Genomic DNA, 16,794 nt, shown 5'->3' on the forward strand with positions numbered 1-16,794 from the left:
CCCATTGCGTGATTAGGCTTTTTTCAGAAACTCTGATTTTAATGAGAAACTTTGACCGTCAATTTTGCAATCGACATCGTGATCGCCATCAACTAAGCGAATGTTTTTGGCTTTTGTGCCTTTTTTCAACACAATAGATGAACCTTTCACTTTTAAATCTTTAATCAAAATCACACTATCGCCGTCTTGTAGTGGATTGCCGTTACTGTCTTTTACCACTTTTTCTTCTGTGTCATTTTCTTCCTCGCCAGACCACTCATAAGCACAGTCAGGGCAAACAAAATTTAAACCATCGTGATACACATATTCGCCTTGGCATTTTGGGCAGATTGTTTGTTCCATTTTTTCCTCTTATATAAATTTCAATATAAACAATCAGTTATGTTTTTTTCTGATTGAATAACTGGGATGAGAGCGAAGTATAACAAACAAATCTCTTTCGCTGTAATGATTTTTAAGATGTCAGAAAGGGGAATTTTCGCTAAACTAAGGGCTTTTTAGCGAGGAACAAAATGAAAAAAACAGTTTTATTACTTGGGCTTAGCGCATTATTAAGCAGTGCTCATAGTCAGGCACACAATCTGCAACTGAATGCAACGCTCCCTGCGGTAAGCGTAGCGGATAAAGGCGAGCTTGTGGTGAAAAATCAAGAGGTGAGTGCAAAACCTTGGCAATCTGCCCAGCTTAAAGGTAAGGTTCGAGTGTTGCAGCATATTGCAGGGCGAAGCGCAGTAAAAGAAAAAAATTTAGCTTTAATGGACGCAATTAAAGCGCAACATTTTAATGGCACGCAATATCAAACCACAAATATTATCAACGCAGATGATGCAATTTTTGGTACGGGCGCTTTTGTGCGGAGCAGCGCCGAAAAAGCGAAAAAAGAAAATGCCCATAGTCAAATTGTGCTGGATAATCAAAGTGCGGTGAAAAATGCGTGGAAATTAAAAGAGAAAGAAAGTTTGATCGTGGTGTTGGATAAAAATGGCAAAGTGAAGTTTGTTCACGAGGGGAAACTTTCTTCTGCACAGATTGATGAAGTATTGAGTTTAGTCAACAGTCTGTTGAAAAATCAGTAATCATTTTGAAAAAATAGCCGATTAATCGGCTATTTTCATAGAGTTAATGCGGTTTTCGGCAAGTATTTATTTTCTGTAAAAGTTGCTGAACTTCAGGATCATTAAAAATTTCTGTAACATTCTGGCTTAAGCGTCTTCGCCAGTTAGGATATTGGGTGCTTGTTCCCGGAATATTTACGGGATCAGACATATTTATCCAATCTTCAGGTTGAAGCCCTAGCAAAGCACTTTCCACCTGCCCCACATAGGTTTGTAGTTGATGATTAAATTTTTTACTAATTGGGGAGGATAAATCTTTTGGCTGATCAGGATCAACTCCCGCCTCTGTTAGACGAGCTAAAATTTTGGCTTTAGCTTCCTGACGTTGTTGTTGCAATATCGCCAAAATTTTTTCATTTGGATAAATGCCATAACGCTGTCCAAGTTCAAAATCATAGCCTCGCCAATAACCATCAATAGTTGGCAGATCGTGCGTACTTAAGGTTGTCATTGCCTGATAAGGATAATCGGCTAAATCTCGGCTTTTTCCTTGTTCATCAAATTCAAAATAAAATACTTTATAAGATAAAATCCCCGCGTTTTTGAGTTTACTCACGATGGCTTTCGGAACTGTACCCAGATCTTCCCCGATAATAAGTGCTTTGTGTCGATGGCTTTCTAAGGCAAGAATGGCGATCAGATCATCAACAGGATAACGAATATATGCTCCATCTTGTGCTTGTCCATTCTTAGGAATCCACCACAGTCGTAGCAGTGACATAATATGATCGATACGCAGTGCACCACAATGATTCAAATTTGATTGTACGAGATCAATAAAGGGTTGATAGGCTCGCTGCTGCAAAATATGTGGATTGAGCGGCGATAAGCCCCAGTTTTGCCCTTGTGGCGCTAAAATATCAGGAGGTGCGCCAATGCTGGCTTTTAAGCAATAAAGTTGCTTATCACACCAAGTTTCTGCGCCTTGATCGGAAACGCCAACAGCGAGATCTCGATAAAGCCCGATAGGCATTTTTAAGGTTTTGCAGAGTTCATCGCATTCTTTGAGCTGAGTTTCCGCAATAAATTGTAACCACGCATAAAAGCGAATATCTGCTTGGTGGGTTTGCTGGAAGTGTGCGACCGTTTCGCTATGATAATCCTGATATTGCGTAGCCCAATAATTCCAACCCCATTGTTCAGGGAATTGCTCACTGAGATGTTGATGAAGTGCATCAAAAGTGGCTTGAATAATGAGGCTTTCCCCTTTTTGTTGGAGGAATTGCTCAAAATCAGCTTGGCGATCAGAATTTGCCTGTTGTTGGAAAAAAGAGAAAGCAAGTCGTAGCCCTTCGAGTTTTAATGCCATGACTTCTCTGTACTGAATATGGCTTGCTGTGCGTAATTTTTCTAAAGTTTGTTGAATTTGTGGCTGCTGAAACCATTGCTGTGCTGGCTGGCTTTGCTGAAATTCAGGCAATGTATTGAGATCAACATAAAGAATATTGAGCCATCTTCTTGATGATGGGCTATAAGGGCTAGCACTTTCAGGGTTAGCAGGAAAAAGAGCGTGAATGGGGTTTAGCCCAACAAAATCCGCGCCAGTTGCGGCAATTTCACGCAAAAATTGTTTAAGATCGCCAAAATCACCAACGCCCCAATTATGCTCAGATTTTAAACTATATAATTGGATAAATGATCCCCAAAGTTTTTTACCTTGTACCATTTCTTGAGGTTGATAACAACGTTTTGGGGCAATAATAATACGGCAAGAATAGGTTTTTGTTCCTATTGCTAAGGTTAAATCGTGATAGCCCAACGGCAAATTTTGAGGAAAATAAATGGTATTGCGTTTTACTTTCCCAGTGATTTCCCCTTGTTGATTTTCAAGTTGAAGACACCAATTTCCTTGCAAATTTTTCTTTAAATCGGTGCGATGGAGTTTTAAAAAGTGCGGTGCTTTTTCGTAAAGAATTTTTACGGGTGGTAAAATTGCCGAATAAGAATGGGTATTACCTGAAAATGCGTTGAATAATTGATGTTGCGTTTGGAGGCTAGCTGTTTTTTTTATCCCTTGTTCGTTGTAGAAATAAGGCATTATGCCAGCTTGTTGAAACCGCTTTGTTAATCTTTTCATGATACTGCTTCCTGTTTTATCGTGCTGCCACGCATAAAAATGCGTGGCCAATCCATTATTTTTTTAACCAAATGCGTGATTGATAGTCACGGATAGAACGATCTGAGCTGAATTTTCCAAGTCGTGCTGTGTTTAAAATGGCACTGCGTAGCCATGCGTCACGATCTAAATAAGCCTGACCAATACGCTCTTGAGCTTGTCGATAGCTCTCAAAATCAGCAAAAACAAGGAAAGGATCGTGCTCGAGTAGACTGTCTAACATCAGATTAAAGGTTGTTTTATCCCCCTTGCTGGCTTTGCCTTTGGCTAAAAAATCCACCGCATTTTTTAAGACAGGATCATTGCGATAGTAAGTTTTCGGCGAATAGCCTTCTGCTAATAGTGTTTGAATACTTTCAACAGTATGTCCAAAGAGGAAAATGTGTTCTTGTCCTACCATTTCAGCAATTTCAACATTTGCCCCATCAAGAGTCCCTAAGGTTAATGCGCCATTTAATGCGAGCTTCATATTTCCTGTCCCTGAGGCTTCTTTCCCTGCCATTGATATTTGTTCGGAAATATCCGCCGCTGGGATAATTTTTTCTGCTAGCGATACACGATAATCAGGTAAAAACGCCACTTGTAGCTTATCTTTCATCTGTTTATCGTTATTGATGATCTCTGCGACATTGTTAATGGCGTGAATAATATTTTTCGCCAAATAATAGCCCGGTGCCGCTTTGCCTGAAAAAACAAAGAGCCTTGGTGTGTAATCTTTATTCGGATTATCTTTTAACCATTGATAGGTGGCGATAATATTTAATAAATTCAAATGCTGGCGTTTGTATTCGTGGAAACGCTTAATTTGCACATCAAAAATCGCATCTGGATTGACTGATAAGCTAAGCGTTTGCTCAATTTCTCTGGCAAGAGCCGCTTTGTTTTGCTGTTTTATATGCCAATAAGCCTCGCGGAAGTTGACATCATCAACCACATTTTCCACTTGGTGAAGTAACTCAAGATCTTTTTTCCAATCGCCTTTGACGGTTTGATCGAGCAACTGGCTTAATGCAGGGTTAGCTTGTTGGATCCAACGTCTTGGGGTAATACCATTGGTAACATTGCAGAATTTTGTTGGGAAAAGTTGATGATATTCTGGGAAAAGCTGACTAACCAACAAATCAGAATGAATTTGAGCAACACCATTTACCGCAAAACAACTCACTACGCAAAGATTTGCCATTCTCACTCGGTAATCAAACAAAATCGCCAGTTTTTCCCATACTTTGGCATCATCGCCAAATTGTGCTTTCACTTGTTGATGGAAAAGGTGATTAATTTTTTCCACAATTTTAAAGTGACGTGGCAATAATTGTTTGAATAGGCGTTGATCCCATTGTTCTAGTGCTTCTGGCAACAAGGTGTGATTGGTGTAAGCGAAACTTTGTTGGCAAATAGACCACGCTTGTTGCCAAGTGAGTTGATACTCATCAAGTAAAATCCGCATTAATTCAGGGATAGCGAGGGTTGGGTGTGTGTCATTAAGCTGAATGACTTGACGTTTCGGAAATTCTTCTAGCGAGAAGCCTTGTGCTAAATGGCGAGAAAGAATATCAGCCACAGAACAAGCACAATGGAAATATTGCTGCATTAAGCGTAACTGTTGTCCTGCACGATGATTATCGTTCGGGTATAGCACCTGTGTAAGTGCGGTGCTTTTTATTAAGGTTTTTTCCGCTGCGACAAATTTGCCCTCATTAAACTGGTTTAAATCAAAAGATTGTGGGCTGTCTGCTTGCCAGAGGCGTAGCTGTTGGATTACGTCATTTTGATAGCCCACAATCGGCAGATCAAAAGCTTTGCCTTCAATGGTTAATTTAGGTTTCCATTCATATCTATCTTCCCCAAGGGAAATAATTTTACCGCCAAAATGCACTTGTTGGGTTTTGCTTGGATTATAGCGATGCCAAGGATATTGATTTCTTCCCCATTCATCGCCACTTTCTACTTGTTTTCCATCTTGGAAAGCCTGTTTAAACAGCCCATATTGATAATGCAGCCCATAGCCTGTCGCCGCTTGCCCTAGCGTTGCCATGGAATCTAAAAAACAGGCGGCTAAGCGTCCCAATCCGCCATTGCCTAAAGCAGGATCACGTTCTTGCTCCAGAACATCGACTAGCTCAATCTGATACTGGGCTAAATAGGCTTTGATCGCTTCATAATAGCCCAAATTCATCAGGTTATTCCCCGTGAGGCGACCAATGAGAAATTCCATTGAGAGATAATTAATATGGCGTTGCTCATCAACCTTGCCTTGCGGCTTGTGATATGCCATTTCAAGCACCGTACGAGCGATAACTTGATACCATTGCTCAAGGGTAAATTGTTGCGGCGAACTAAGTTCAAAAAAACGGCAGTATTTTTGTACATTATTATCAAATAACGCCATTTCATTTGTATGAGAAATAGACATAAAAACTCCTTTTAAGGCATAAATTAAACATTCTTCTTGTTTTATTATGCTCGGCAGGAGAAAAAATAAATCCTCCTTGTTATAATCTTGTCAGTATGACGAGTAGGAAGTAATTTCTTATTTGGGGGAGGAGAACTCCAAAAGACATCTTTCATCAACAAAAGGGTTATTAACAATGTTAATTCCATCAAAACTTATTTGTTCTTACCGCCTACAAAATAGCGTAACCAGAACCAATTTACTATCCTTGCTAGAACAGGCTTCAGATTATCCTTTAGTACTGATTACCGCTCCCGCAGGTTATGGCAAAACTACGTTGATTTCTCAATGGGCAAAGGATAAACCGCATCTAGGTTGGTATTCTTTAGATGAAAGCGATAATCAAACGGAGCGGTTTGCAGGCTACTTTTGTGCGGCATTAGCGAGAGCTACCAACAACCACATTCACAATGAAGACAATCCGCCCTATTCCAATTTGTTTTCACTGTTTAATCAGTTGTTGGTCAATCTTGCTTCCTACGAACAGCCATTTTATCTGGTGATTGATGATTATCATTTAATTGAAAACGAAGAAATTCACGACGCATTAAAATATTGGATCAAACATCAGCCGCCTGCAATGACTCTCATTTTGATTTCACGTTCTCAGCCGCCATTAGGTTTAGCCAGTTTAAGAGTGCAAGAACAATTATTAGAAATTAATGCCCATCAACTGCCTTTTTCTCATCAAGAAAGTATTGCGTTTTTCCAATCTCGTTTAGAAGATCCCTTAACGGAACAAGAAATTACCGCACTTTGTGATGAGGTGGAGGGCTGGCCGACGGCGTTACAACTCATCAGCCTTTCTGCCAAACAGCAGAAAAGTACTCTACAAGATATTGCTAAACGCCTTTCCCATCATAGTTTTCACATCAATGATTACTTAAATGACGAAGTGCTTGCCCCTGTGGATCAAGCGACTAGACAATTTATTTTGCGTTGCTCCATTCTGCGTTCAATGAACGAAACTCTCGTGGCTGAAGTAACGGGCGAAACAGAGAGCCGATTTATTTTAGAACGGCTAGAAAAACAAGGGCTATTTTTACAACGAATGGAAAGCGATGATAATTGGTGGCGTTTTCACCCGCTTTTTGCCTCCTTCTTAGCCCATTGTAGCCAACGTGAGTTGGCAAATGAAATGCCCACCTTGCACCAACAAGCGGCACAAGGTTGGCTCGCACAAGGCTATGTTACCGAAGCCCTCTACCACGCTAGCTTATTAGAAAACAAACAATTATTGTTGCAAATTTTATCGCAAAACGGCTGGCAATTATTCCACCAAGGGGAACTCAAATTATTAGAACAAAGTCTAGAACATCTTGATGATACATGGCTTGCCGCCTACCCTAATCTAGTATTATTAAAAGCGTGGCTTGCCCAAAGCCAACATCGACATAGTGAAGTGGCTGGCATTTTTGCCCATTTTGAACAACAGAACATCGATCTCAGCCCTGAAAATCAAGCGGAATTTGACGTGTTGCTCGCCCAAGTCGCCATAAATTCAGGCGATGAAAACACCGCACTTTCACTTGCCTCCAATGCATTAAATCGCCTTGCTGACAACGCCCACTATGCCAAAATTGTTGCCACCTCCATTATTGGCGAGGCGTGGCACGTTAAAGGCAATTTCGCCGATGCCATTACAATGTTACAAAAAGCGGAAAAAATGGCTCGTCAGTATCACACATCTCATAATGTATTATGGACATTGCTACAACAGTCTGAGATTTTGATTGCACAAGGTTTCTTGCAAGCTGGCTACGATATGCTAAATAAAGCCTCGCGGTTTGTGAAAGAAAACCACTTACAGCAAATTCCAATGTATGAATTTTTGCTCCGTTTGAAAGGACAAATTTTGTGGGATTGGTATGACTTAGATAAAGCTGAAGCTATGGCAACAGCGGGAATTTCAGTGTTAGATAGCGAAAAGGCAAAGCTGCAATGCCTTGCGATTTTATGCAAAATTTCTCTTGTTCGAGGCGATATAGATAACGCCACTCGACAGCTAGAAAAAATCACTCAACTACAAAACGCACATCATTACCACAACGATTGGAACGCCAACGCTGATCAGGTCAAAATCGTGTTATGGCAAATGACCAATAATAGTCAAGCAGCTCAAAATTGGTTGATTCAAAACCAACCACCGAGCACGGATACCAATCATTTCAGCCAAGTACAATGGCGTAATATTGCCCGAGCCAAAATGCTCATTGGTGATTATGAAGAGGCCAAAAAGATTTTAGATAAATTGATCCAAACGGCGGAAAATTTGCAATTTATCAGTGATTTAAACCGTGCGTTAATTTTACGTAATCGCCTACATTTTCTCACCCATAACAAAGAGGCGGCAATGGCTGATCTTAGCCTTGGGCTTAGCCTCACCAAGCAGACCAATTTTATCAGCGTCTTTGTTTTGGAAGGAGAAATAATGGCACAACAAATTCGCCAATTACTCGCTCAAAACAGCCTAGATGAATTAGTTGCTCATAAAGCCCAATTTATCTTACGCCACATAAACCAATATTATCGACATAAATTCGCCCATTTTGATGAAGAATTTGTCGCACAATTATTAAAAAATCCGCAAGTGCCAGATTTGTTAAAAATCAGCCCTCTTACCCAAAGGGAATGGCAAGTACTAGGGTTAATTTATTCGGGATATAGTAACGAACAAATTTCTGATGAATTACAAGTCGCGATTACCACAATTAAAACGCACATTCGTAATTTATATCAAAAATTAGGTGTGGCAAATCGTAATGAAGCCATTCAATACACAAGGGAACTTTTGCAGTTGATGGGGTATAATTAAATTGTAATTAATCACCCAAATATCCTTGAAGAAAAATGAGAGGTCAAAAATATTATGGGAATTCTTGGACCACACGAAGATAAAGAGCTTGATTTGATGCTGAAAAATCAAAAACAACTCACTCTTTTTTATACTGATTACAATATTCCAGATGAATTCACCCCCTACTTAGAAAAGGGGGTATTCAAGCTGAAAACAGTTAAATTATTAGATTTTCAAGATAATCTTTTTCACTACTATATAATATATAATCCAAAACACTCGAATAAAGCGAGGTTATTTAAGAAAATACTCAAAAAAAATTATTATTCTTCTTTTAATGAAACCTATGAAAGAAAAATAGGAAAATTATTAGGGTACAAACGAGAAGATGTTGAATTTTTCATACAACATTTCAAACAATATTTACTCTCATTAAAAATTTAACGGATTAGAGTTCAAAAAAACCTTGTGCGGCTAGTACAAGGTTTTTTATTTGTCTTACAGATATTCAAAGTGCGGTCAGATTTTTCGCTATTTTTTTACTTTTTTCCCCTCAGGAATTAACCTTTTACACCACCTGCGGTTAAGCCACCTACAAGCCAACGTTGTGCCAATAAAAAGACAGCAGTGATAGGAATGGCGGAAAGCACAGCTGCGGCGGCAAAATCGCCCCATAAATAGTTTTGAGGATAAAGATATTGTTGCATACCTACCGCAAGGGTATAGCTTTCCACATCACGCAAGAGCAGTGAGGCGATTGGCACTTCTGTAATAGCTGCGATGAAAGATAAAATAAACACCACCGCCAAAATAGGGACAGAAAGCGGAAGCAAAATCAAGCGGAATGCCTGCCACGGCGTTGCACCATCTAATTCAGCAGCTTCTTCTAGTGAGCCATCGATGGTTTCAAAATATCCCTTGATCGTCCAAACGTGCAATGCAATGCCACCGAGATAGGCAAAAATCACGCCAGCGTGTGTGTTTAAACCGAGAAACGGAATGTATTGCCCGAGGCGGTCAAATAATGCATACAAGGCAACAAGAGAAAGTACGGCTGGGAACATTTGAAAAATAAGCATTCCTTGCAATAACGTTTTTTTGCCTTTGAATTTCATTCTGGCGAAAGCGTAAGCACAGGTGGTGGAAAGTGCGACAATTCCCACTGAAGTCAGCGTTGCGACTTTCACCGAGTTCCAAAGCCAAAGTAATACGGGAAACGGCGGTGGGGTGATAGTGCCATCGGAATGCACCACATCAAACCCGAGGGCGAGTTTCCAGTGTTCCCAAGAGATTTCGTGCGGAATAATATCTCCAAGTGCCAAATTCCCCGGACGTAGCGAAATGCCAACCACCATCAATAATGGAAACATTATTAACGCAATAAACGCAATTAAGAAAAAATGGGTTGCCCATAGGCGATATCGTAAGGATTTTGCTTGAACAATAGCCATAATGCCTCCTAGTCAAATTTCATTTTTGTGGCTTTGATATTTAATAAAGCAAGCCCTGCGACTAATAAGAAAATGAGGGTTGCAATGGCAGCAGCGAGCCCGAAATCTTGGCTACCGCCGCCTTCAAATGCAATTCGGTAAGTGTAGCTCACTAAAAGATCCGTATGCCCTGCTGGTGTTGTTGTGCCGATCATATCTGGTCGCCCATTAGTTAATAACTGAATCAATACAAAATTGTTAAAATTAAAGGCGAAAGAGGCGATCATCAATGGTGTGAGTGGTTTTAACAATAGCGGTACGGTAATTTTATTAAAATTTTGCCAAGTTGAAGCGCCGTCCATTGCCGAAGCTTCATATAAATCGTTTGGAATCGCTTTTAATAATCCCATACATAAAATCATCATATAAGGGTAACCTAGCCAAGTATTTACGATTAAAATCATTACCTTAGCTAAGAACGGATCATTAAACCATTCAGGGCGAATGCCGAAAAGCTGGTTCAAGATCATATTGATTTCACCGAAACTTTGATTAAATAACCCTTTGAAAATTAAGATGGAAATAAATGCTGGAACGGCATAAGGCAGAATTAATAAAAGACGATAAATTGCCTTGCCTTTCAACGCTTCCCATTGCACAAGACTTGCGAAAATCATTCCTAAAATTACGGTGAAAAGAACTGTTAGCACTGAAAACACAATCGTCCAAATAAAGATTTGGATAAAAGGTTTTTGAATGCCTTCATCGGTGAAAATTTTAATGAAATTTGCGAATCCGATAGAAACAGTGAAACCCGGTTCTAACGTTTCCTTAAGCCAGTTGCCTTGAGAGTCAATTTGTTGAAAAAAGCCCGTATCAAAATTAGCTAAATAGATTTTTCCGTTTTCGTTATTAATGAGTTGATGCGTAGTTCCATCATAACGATAGCGTGGGCTTTGAGCAGAAAATTGACGTAATGAGCTCATTGTTAATGCTGAACCATTCGGCAAGATTAAAGTTATCGCTTGTAAGGCTTGGCGATTTTGCGTGATGGTTTTCAGCGGAGCCGCATTAATGTCTGGCAAATCTTGCTGGGCTAAATTAACTTGTGCGGGCACTAAAGATACAGGGTCGGAAAGAAAATATTCGCCATTATGAGATAAACCAATTTGATATTTTCCTTCAGTTTGTGGGTAGAGCTTGAAATCATATTTTTCGCCAGATAAATATTTCTGAGCGGTTAAAACGTTTAACGCACGCTCAAAGGAAAGCTGGTTTGTGCTGCTGTAATTGGTGAATGCGATGGCGATAGTGGCTACCAATGGAAACAAAATAAAGATGATCATTCCCGTGATACCAGGATAGACATAACGCCACGCATAGGCTTTAGGACTGCTAAAAATATACACGCCAGAGGTAAGGATTACGAGAGTTAAAATCGCAAAAAGATACTCGCCTTGGGAATACATCAACATTACTGCATAAAAATCTAGCAGTAAAATAGCAATAATTAAAAGGTATCTGACAAAATGTCGCTGAGTTAGGTTGGGGCTTAAAAATGATGATCGCATACTACACCTCAAAAAACTGTGAAAAAAAGCACCGCACTTTTATTAACGCTTAGATTTAGCGCTTAGGTAAAAGGGGAGTAATTCTCCCCTAAGAAAATTATTGTTGTTTTAAAATTCTTTCCTGAGCTTCATCAAGAGCTTGTTTCACCGTTTGACGACCATTCACCGCATTAGTAATCGCACTGCGTTCAGCGTACCAAAAGGCGGACATTTGCGGAATGTTCGGCATAATTTCTCCGTTTTCCGCATTCGTCATCGTGGCAGCAATGCGAGGATCAACAGCAAGTTTCGCTTGATAAGATTTCAATGCAACAGCGCCTAATGGTTTGTCTTTATTCACTGCCTCTAAGCCTTCATCGGTTAAAAGATAATTTTCTAAGAACTCAACGGCAAGATCCTGATTTGGGCTTGCTGCATTAATTGCAGCACTTAATACACCAACAAAAGGCTTAGAAGGGTTGCCATTTAAAGTTGGGAGCACAGCCACGCCATAATTGATCCCACTTTTTTCAATGTTGCCCCATGACCAAGGTCCGTTGATGGTTAAGGCCGTTTCCCCTTTGTTGAAGCTAGCTTCCGCAACGGAATAGTCCATATCAGGATTGATCACTTTATCTTTTACTAAATTAACCACAAATTGTAGGCCTTGTTGTGAGCCTTCATTATTTACACCAATATCTGTAGGATTGTAGAGTCCATTGGTAAATTTGAATGCATAGCCACCATTAGCCGCCACCACAGGCCAAGTGAAATAAGGTTCAGCAAGATTCCACATAATGGCATTTTTTCCTTGGGATTTTAAGTTTTTATCCACTTCAATAACTTCTTCCCAAGTTTTAGGTGGGGATTTGATAAGATCTTTGTTATAGATTAACGAAAGGGATTCAATCGCCACAGGGTAAGAGATCACTTTGCCGTTATAGGTTTGTGCGTCCCACACGAAATCGGCAAATTTTTCTTTAAAGTCAGGGCTAGGGTGCAATTCGGCTAACAAACCTGCTTGTGCATATCCACCGAAACGATCGTGTGCCCAAAAAATAATGTCAGGTCCATCACCTGTTGCGGCAACTTGTGGGAATTTTTCTTCTAGCTTATCAGGGTGCTCTACAAGCACTGGAATGCCCGTGTCGGCTTCAAATTTTTTTCCGACTTCCGCTAAGCCGTTATAGCCTTTATCGCCGTTAATCCAAATAACCAGTTTTCCTTCTGTCATTTTTGCCATTACTGAGCCAGAAAAAACAAGACTTGCTAGCGTGCTTAGGGTAAAGGTCAATAAGGTTTTTTTCATAATATTACTCCTGATAAATTGTGAGTTAATAAAGGATTGCTGGTTTCATTATGCGTTAATTTTGTAATTTTTTATCCTCCTCCGTTCTCCTCCCCTGAATAAAAATAAGCGTGTTATAGTAATTTCTTTTATTTATGTGATATGGCTCACAAAAATGAAAAAGAAAAATGTGATCGGTATCACAAAATAACGATAAATAGCGCGTCTTTGGTAAGTAAAATCATTTTAGACGATTTTTTTATCTAATCCTTAAAAAAATACCTAAGGGAGGATCTTTTTAAGGAAAAGATCAGTGAAGATAAGGCACACTGAATTATCCTAGCATTCAGATATAAACGCAAAATGAGGTTAAATATGGCAAAGGTATCCTTACGCAACGTGGGTAAATCCTACGGCAATGTACAGATTTCAACGGACATTAATTTAGAAATTGATGAAGGCGAATTTGTCGTTTTTGTTGGACCTTCTGGCTGTGGAAAATCCACCTTACTTAGAATGATCGCAGGGCTTGAAGACATCAGCACAGGGGATTTATACATCGGCGAAAAAAGAATGAATGATGTGCCGCCAGCCAAAAGAGGCATAGGAATGGTGTTTCAATCTTACGCCCTCTATCCTCATTTGAATGTGGCAGAAAATATGTCTTTTGGTTTGAAACTGGCTGGCGTGAGCAAAGCTGAACGTGAATCGCGGGTGAATCAAGTGGCAGAAGTATTACAACTTGCTCACTTACTTGATCGCAAACCGAAAGCCTTGTCGGGTGGGCAGCGACAACGTGTAGCAATCGGTCGAACCCTAGTTTCTCAGCCTGAAGTCTTTTTACTAGATGAACCTCTTTCCAATCTTGATGCTGCATTGCGGGTGCAGATGCGGGTAGAGATTTCCAAATTACACAAAAAATTGAACCGCACTATGATTTACGTTACCCACGATCAAGTGGAGGCGATGACTCTTGCGGATAAAATCGTAGTATTAAAAGCTGGCGGAATTGCACAAGTTGGTAAACCACTTGAACTTTATCATTATCCAGCGAATCGTTTTGTTGCTGGTTTTATTGGCTCACCGAAAATGAATTTTTTGCCTGTTAAAGTAACTGGCGTTGAAAATGAGCGGGTCAGAGTCGAATTGCCTGATGCCAATCATCATAACTTTTGGATTCCTGTTCGCGGTGATGGTGTGAAAGTGGGAGATAACCTTTCCCTTGGTATTCGACCAGAGCATCTCGTTCCCTCCGAAAACGCCGAAGTGACTTTGCGAGGCAAAGTTCAAGTGGTCGAGTTATTGGGTAATGAAACGCAAATCCACCTAGAAATCCCTGAAATCAAACAACCTACATTAGTCTATCGCCAAAATGATGTGGTACTGGTGGATGAAGGTGCGGAGTTTGATATTGGGATCGTGCCAGAACGTTGTCATTTATTCAAAGAAAATGGCATAGCCTGCCCAAGGCTTTTTAAAGAAAAAGGTGTGTAGAAACGCTTTTATCACCGTTTAATCTCATAGTAAGACGAAGCAGCTAGCAGTATAAAGCGATACTGCAAACTGAAGCTATCCCACTTATTAAGAAATCAAACGGCGATATTTTCCTTTTCCTAACCTAAATTATTCTCAAGTGAGGTCGATTATGAAAAACGCAAAAACACGCATTGCAACCATTATTGCAGCAAATTTTATCGCACTGAGTGCGAATGCCGTTGATTTCCACGGCTATGCTCGTTCAGGTATTGGTTGGACATCAGGTGGCGGTGAGCAAACTGCTTTCACCGTAAACGGTGGTGGTTCAAAATATCGTTTAGGTAATGAAGCGGAAACCTATGCGGAATTTAAATTGGGGCAAGAGCTATTCAATGAGGGCAATAAATCCATTTATTTAGATTCCAATCTTGCCTATTCCATTAATCAGCAAGGCGATTGGGAAACCACCACGCCCGCCTTGCGTGAGATCAATGTACAATTTAAAAATTTCCTCGACAGCCTACCCGATGCCACTTTATGGGCGGGGAAACGTTTTTATCAACGCCACGATGTCCATCTTAATGACTTCTATTATTGGGATATTTCAGGCCCCGGTGCTGGGGTAGAGAATATTGATGTGGGCGTAGGGAAATTGTCTTTTGCCGTAACTCGCAATACCGAACGAGATAGTGCATATAGTTGGGAATATGTCGTAGATAAGGACGATAAGAATAAGAAGGAGTGGAAATACATTCGTCAGAAAGACGTGTATAACGATGTCTTTGATGTGCGTCTTGCCGATATTGCGGTGAATAAAAATGGCAAATTAGAAATCGGGCTAGATTACGGTAGTTCACATACTAAAAAGACGACTGATTATGCAAAAGGAGCGAGTAAAAACGGGTATATGCTCACCTTAGAACATACTCAAGGAGAATTTTTCGGCGGTTTCAACAAGTTCACCGTGCAATATGCCACTGACGCGATGACCTCTTGGAGTACGGGGCATTCTCAAGGCGGCTCAAATACCAATAAAGGGCATATGCTACGTTTAATCAATCAAGGCGTTGTCGCACCGTCAGATAAAGTGGAAGTGATGTATGCGTTAATTTACGAAAAAACCGATTTAGATAATCATCAAGGGAAAACCTGGTATTCCGCAGGCGTTCGCCCGATGTACAAATGGACTGACACAATGAGTACGCTGGTTGAAGTGGGTTATGATCGCATCAAAGATCAGCAAACAGGATTGAAAAATCAGCTAATGAAATACACCCTCGCCCAACAATGGCAAGCCGGTAGCAGTATTTGGGCAAGACCTGCAATCCGCGTGTTCGGGACTTATGCTCACTGGAATGATAAATTTAACACTCAACAGCGCACTGATGCAGGTTATAAAGCCAAAGATGGTGAATTTATCGCAGGCGTACAATTTGAAGCTTGGTGGTAATGTCAAATAGCTAAATTAATTTCATTCTTATACAACAAGTTGCTTACGAAGCTGTAATAATAGGCGACATCAGATTTTATGAAAATGAAAGCGGCTTAGCACCCTACATAGGCAAGCAAAAATTGCGAAAAAATCACCGCACTTTTGCTTGCCTAGTTCTAACAATAAACAGGCTTTTTTCAAACGAGGTAACAATGAAAAAGAGAATTTTTTTGACCGCACTTTTTGCTGCAACCCTTTTAACAACGCGTTCTATTTTGGCTGAAGAATTTTCTTTGCCATCGAAAAGTCTAACACAATTACATTGGCAAGATGTCGCTTTACCGCAGCAAGTAAAGATAGAACTGAATGCCTTACAAAAACAAGCGTTTACGCTTCCTTTTGCTGGAATCGAAAGCCCTATTGTTGCATACCGCTTACCTGCTAACCAAGGAACGATAGAAATCGAAATTGAAAGTGCGGTGCAAAATCAGCAAGTTTTTGTTCCGAATGTGGTGGTGTTGGATAGCCAATTCAATGTCGCCGCACATTATGATTCCAGCTATTTCAAATTACAAGAAGAACGCGGGCTAAAACCCAATCGCTTAGTCGCGACGTTAAATTTAACGCCAGTGAACCAAGGAACACTTTATTTATTAATTTACACCACAAAAGCGGATTTGGCGAAACAAACGCTTGTTCCTCACCCTTCAAAATTATTTGCTAAAGCTACAGGCAAGCAACCACCTGCGATTGCCGATATTCAAGTTGCACACAGCTTAAACGGCAAATTGACTATTGATTTCCAACCTGCAAATGGCACGAATTTTATCGGTTTAAATCAAATTTTAGGAGGAGAGAAAAAAGCGCCGACGGCAAGCACTGTAATTGCAAATCAAACGACAACACAATCATCACAGAATATAACAAATGGAAATAATGCAAAAGTTGAAAAGGAAACAGAAGCTTATTTTAATCAAGCCGTTCTCAAAGCATTAAAACAAAAAGACATTAACCGAGCCTTAAACCTTGTTAATGAAGCTGAAAAATTGGGATTAACAACGCCGAGAAAGTTATTTTTACAGAAAGTTTCTGCAAAATAATTCTTATCTGTCTTTTTCATTATTTACTGCACCAATAG

The 16,794-nt window shown here is 40.1% G+C and carries 12 protein-coding genes; 6 read left to right on the forward strand and 6 right to left on the reverse strand.

The features are described from left to right. Nucleotides 1-12 precede the first annotated feature (12 nt). Nucleotides 13-342, reverse strand: a complete 330-nt coding sequence (locus tag ACNAV8_RS00510) for a zinc ribbon domain-containing protein YjdM (RefSeq protein ID WP_103853233.1) — start codon at nucleotides 340-342, stop codon at nucleotides 13-15. Nucleotides 343-512: 170 nt separating this feature from the next. On the opposite strand from ACNAV8_RS00510, the gene ACNAV8_RS00515 reads away from it, so the two are divergent. After that, the gene (locus ACNAV8_RS00515) at nucleotides 513-1,076 is read left to right on the forward strand and encodes a YtfJ family protein (RefSeq protein ID WP_415777016.1); all 564 of its coding nucleotides are present in this window, start codon (nucleotides 513-515) and stop codon (nucleotides 1,074-1,076) included. A 43-nt stretch (nucleotides 1,077-1,119) separates the two neighbouring features. On the opposite strand, the gene malQ is transcribed toward ACNAV8_RS00515, so the two are convergent. Continuing rightward, nucleotides 1,120-3,192, reverse strand: coding sequence for a 4-alpha-glucanotransferase (gene malQ / locus ACNAV8_RS00520; RefSeq protein ID WP_415777017.1), 2,073 nt, complete (start codon nucleotides 3,190-3,192; stop codon nucleotides 1,120-1,122). A 55-nt stretch (nucleotides 3,193-3,247) separates the two neighbouring features. Next, complete coding sequence (gene glgP, locus ACNAV8_RS00525; protein WP_415777018.1) at nucleotides 3,248-5,644, reverse strand: glycogen/starch/alpha-glucan family phosphorylase; 2,397 nt, start codon at nucleotides 5,642-5,644, stop codon at nucleotides 3,248-3,250. 175 nt (nucleotides 5,645-5,819) lie between these two features. On the opposite strand from glgP, the gene malT reads away from it, so the two are divergent. Further along, nucleotides 5,820-8,498 carry an HTH-type transcriptional regulator MalT gene (malT, locus tag ACNAV8_RS00530; RefSeq protein ID WP_103855711.1) on the forward strand — a complete coding sequence of 893 codons (2,679 nt, stop codon included), beginning with the start codon at nucleotides 5,820-5,822 and terminating at the stop codon, nucleotides 8,496-8,498. A gap of 54 nt (nucleotides 8,499-8,552) precedes the next feature. After that, on the forward strand, nucleotides 8,553-8,924 hold the full coding sequence (locus tag ACNAV8_RS00535; RefSeq protein ID WP_245872614.1) for a hemocin immunity protein: 372 nt from the start codon (nucleotides 8,553-8,555) through the stop codon (nucleotides 8,922-8,924). 116 nt (nucleotides 8,925-9,040) lie between these two features. Here the strand turns inward: ACNAV8_RS00535 and malG are convergent, their stop codons facing one another. The 3 genes from malG to malE form a co-directional block, all read right to left on the reverse strand. After that, nucleotides 9,041-9,931: a maltose ABC transporter permease MalG gene (malG, locus tag ACNAV8_RS00540; RefSeq protein WP_126373050.1), complete on the reverse strand. Its 891-nt coding sequence runs from the start codon at nucleotides 9,929-9,931 to the stop codon at nucleotides 9,041-9,043. Nucleotides 9,932-9,939: 8 nt separating this feature from the next. Next, the gene (gene malF / locus ACNAV8_RS00545) at nucleotides 9,940-11,481 is read right to left on the reverse strand and encodes a maltose ABC transporter permease MalF (RefSeq protein WP_415777019.1); all 1,542 of its coding nucleotides are present in this window, start codon (nucleotides 11,479-11,481) and stop codon (nucleotides 9,940-9,942) included. A gap of 97 nt (nucleotides 11,482-11,578) precedes the next feature. Then, nucleotides 11,579-12,769: a maltose/maltodextrin ABC transporter substrate-binding protein MalE gene (gene malE, locus ACNAV8_RS00550; protein WP_415777020.1), complete on the reverse strand. Its 1,191-nt coding sequence runs from the start codon at nucleotides 12,767-12,769 to the stop codon at nucleotides 11,579-11,581. 354 nt (nucleotides 12,770-13,123) lie between these two features. On the opposite strand from malE, the gene malK reads away from it, so the two are divergent. From malK to malM, 3 genes are all read left to right on the forward strand, one after another. Further along, the gene (malK, locus tag ACNAV8_RS00555; protein WP_415777021.1) at nucleotides 13,124-14,242 is read left to right on the forward strand and encodes a maltose/maltodextrin ABC transporter ATP-binding protein MalK; all 1,119 of its coding nucleotides are present in this window, start codon (nucleotides 13,124-13,126) and stop codon (nucleotides 14,240-14,242) included. 151 nt (nucleotides 14,243-14,393) lie between these two features. After that, nucleotides 14,394-15,674: a maltoporin gene (locus tag ACNAV8_RS00560; RefSeq protein ID WP_103855709.1), complete on the forward strand. Its 1,281-nt coding sequence runs from the start codon at nucleotides 14,394-14,396 to the stop codon at nucleotides 15,672-15,674. A 194-nt stretch (nucleotides 15,675-15,868) separates the two neighbouring features. Continuing rightward, entirely contained in the window at nucleotides 15,869-16,756 is an 888-nt protein-coding gene (gene malM, locus ACNAV8_RS00565) for a maltose operon protein MalM (RefSeq protein ID WP_103855708.1), read from the forward strand. Nucleotides 16,757-16,794 lie beyond the last annotated feature (38 nt).

This window comes from Avibacterium endocarditidis, assembly GCF_965138825.1.
GTDB classification, from domain to species: Bacteria; Pseudomonadota; Gammaproteobacteria; order Enterobacterales; family Pasteurellaceae; genus Avibacterium; species Avibacterium endocarditidis.

Bases quoted from the DNA above. Each gene is read 5' to 3' on its own strand.
- malQ (WP_415777017.1), bottom strand. From the start codon at position 3,192: ATGAAAAGATTAACAAAGCGGTTTCAACAAGCTGGCATAATGCCTTAT.
- glgP (WP_415777018.1), bottom strand. From the start codon at position 5,644: ATGTCTATTTCTCATACAAATGAAATGGCGTTATTTGATAATAATGTA.
- malF (WP_415777019.1), bottom strand. From the start codon at position 11,481: ATGCGATCATCATTTTTAAGCCCCAACCTAACTCAGCGACATTTTGTC.
- malK (WP_415777021.1), top strand. From the start codon at position 13,124: ATGGCAAAGGTATCCTTACGCAACGTGGGTAAATCCTACGGCAATGTA.
- ACNAV8_RS00515 (WP_415777016.1), top strand. From the start codon at position 513: ATGAAAAAAACAGTTTTATTACTTGGGCTTAGCGCATTATTAAGCAGT.
- ACNAV8_RS00510 (WP_103853233.1), bottom strand. From the start codon at position 342: ATGGAACAAACAATCTGCCCAAAATGCCAAGGCGAATATGTGTATCAC.
- malE (WP_415777020.1), bottom strand. From the start codon at position 12,769: ATGAAAAAAACCTTATTGACCTTTACCCTAAGCACGCTAGCAAGTCTT.
- ACNAV8_RS00535 (WP_245872614.1), top strand. From the start codon at position 8,553: ATGGGAATTCTTGGACCACACGAAGATAAAGAGCTTGATTTGATGCTG.
- malM (WP_103855708.1), top strand. From the start codon at position 15,869: ATGAAAAAGAGAATTTTTTTGACCGCACTTTTTGCTGCAACCCTTTTA.
- malT (WP_103855711.1), top strand. From the start codon at position 5,820: ATGTTAATTCCATCAAAACTTATTTGTTCTTACCGCCTACAAAATAGC.
- ACNAV8_RS00560 (WP_103855709.1), top strand. From the start codon at position 14,394: ATGAAAAACGCAAAAACACGCATTGCAACCATTATTGCAGCAAATTTT.
- malG (WP_126373050.1), bottom strand. From the start codon at position 9,931: ATGGCTATTGTTCAAGCAAAATCCTTACGATATCGCCTATGGGCAACC.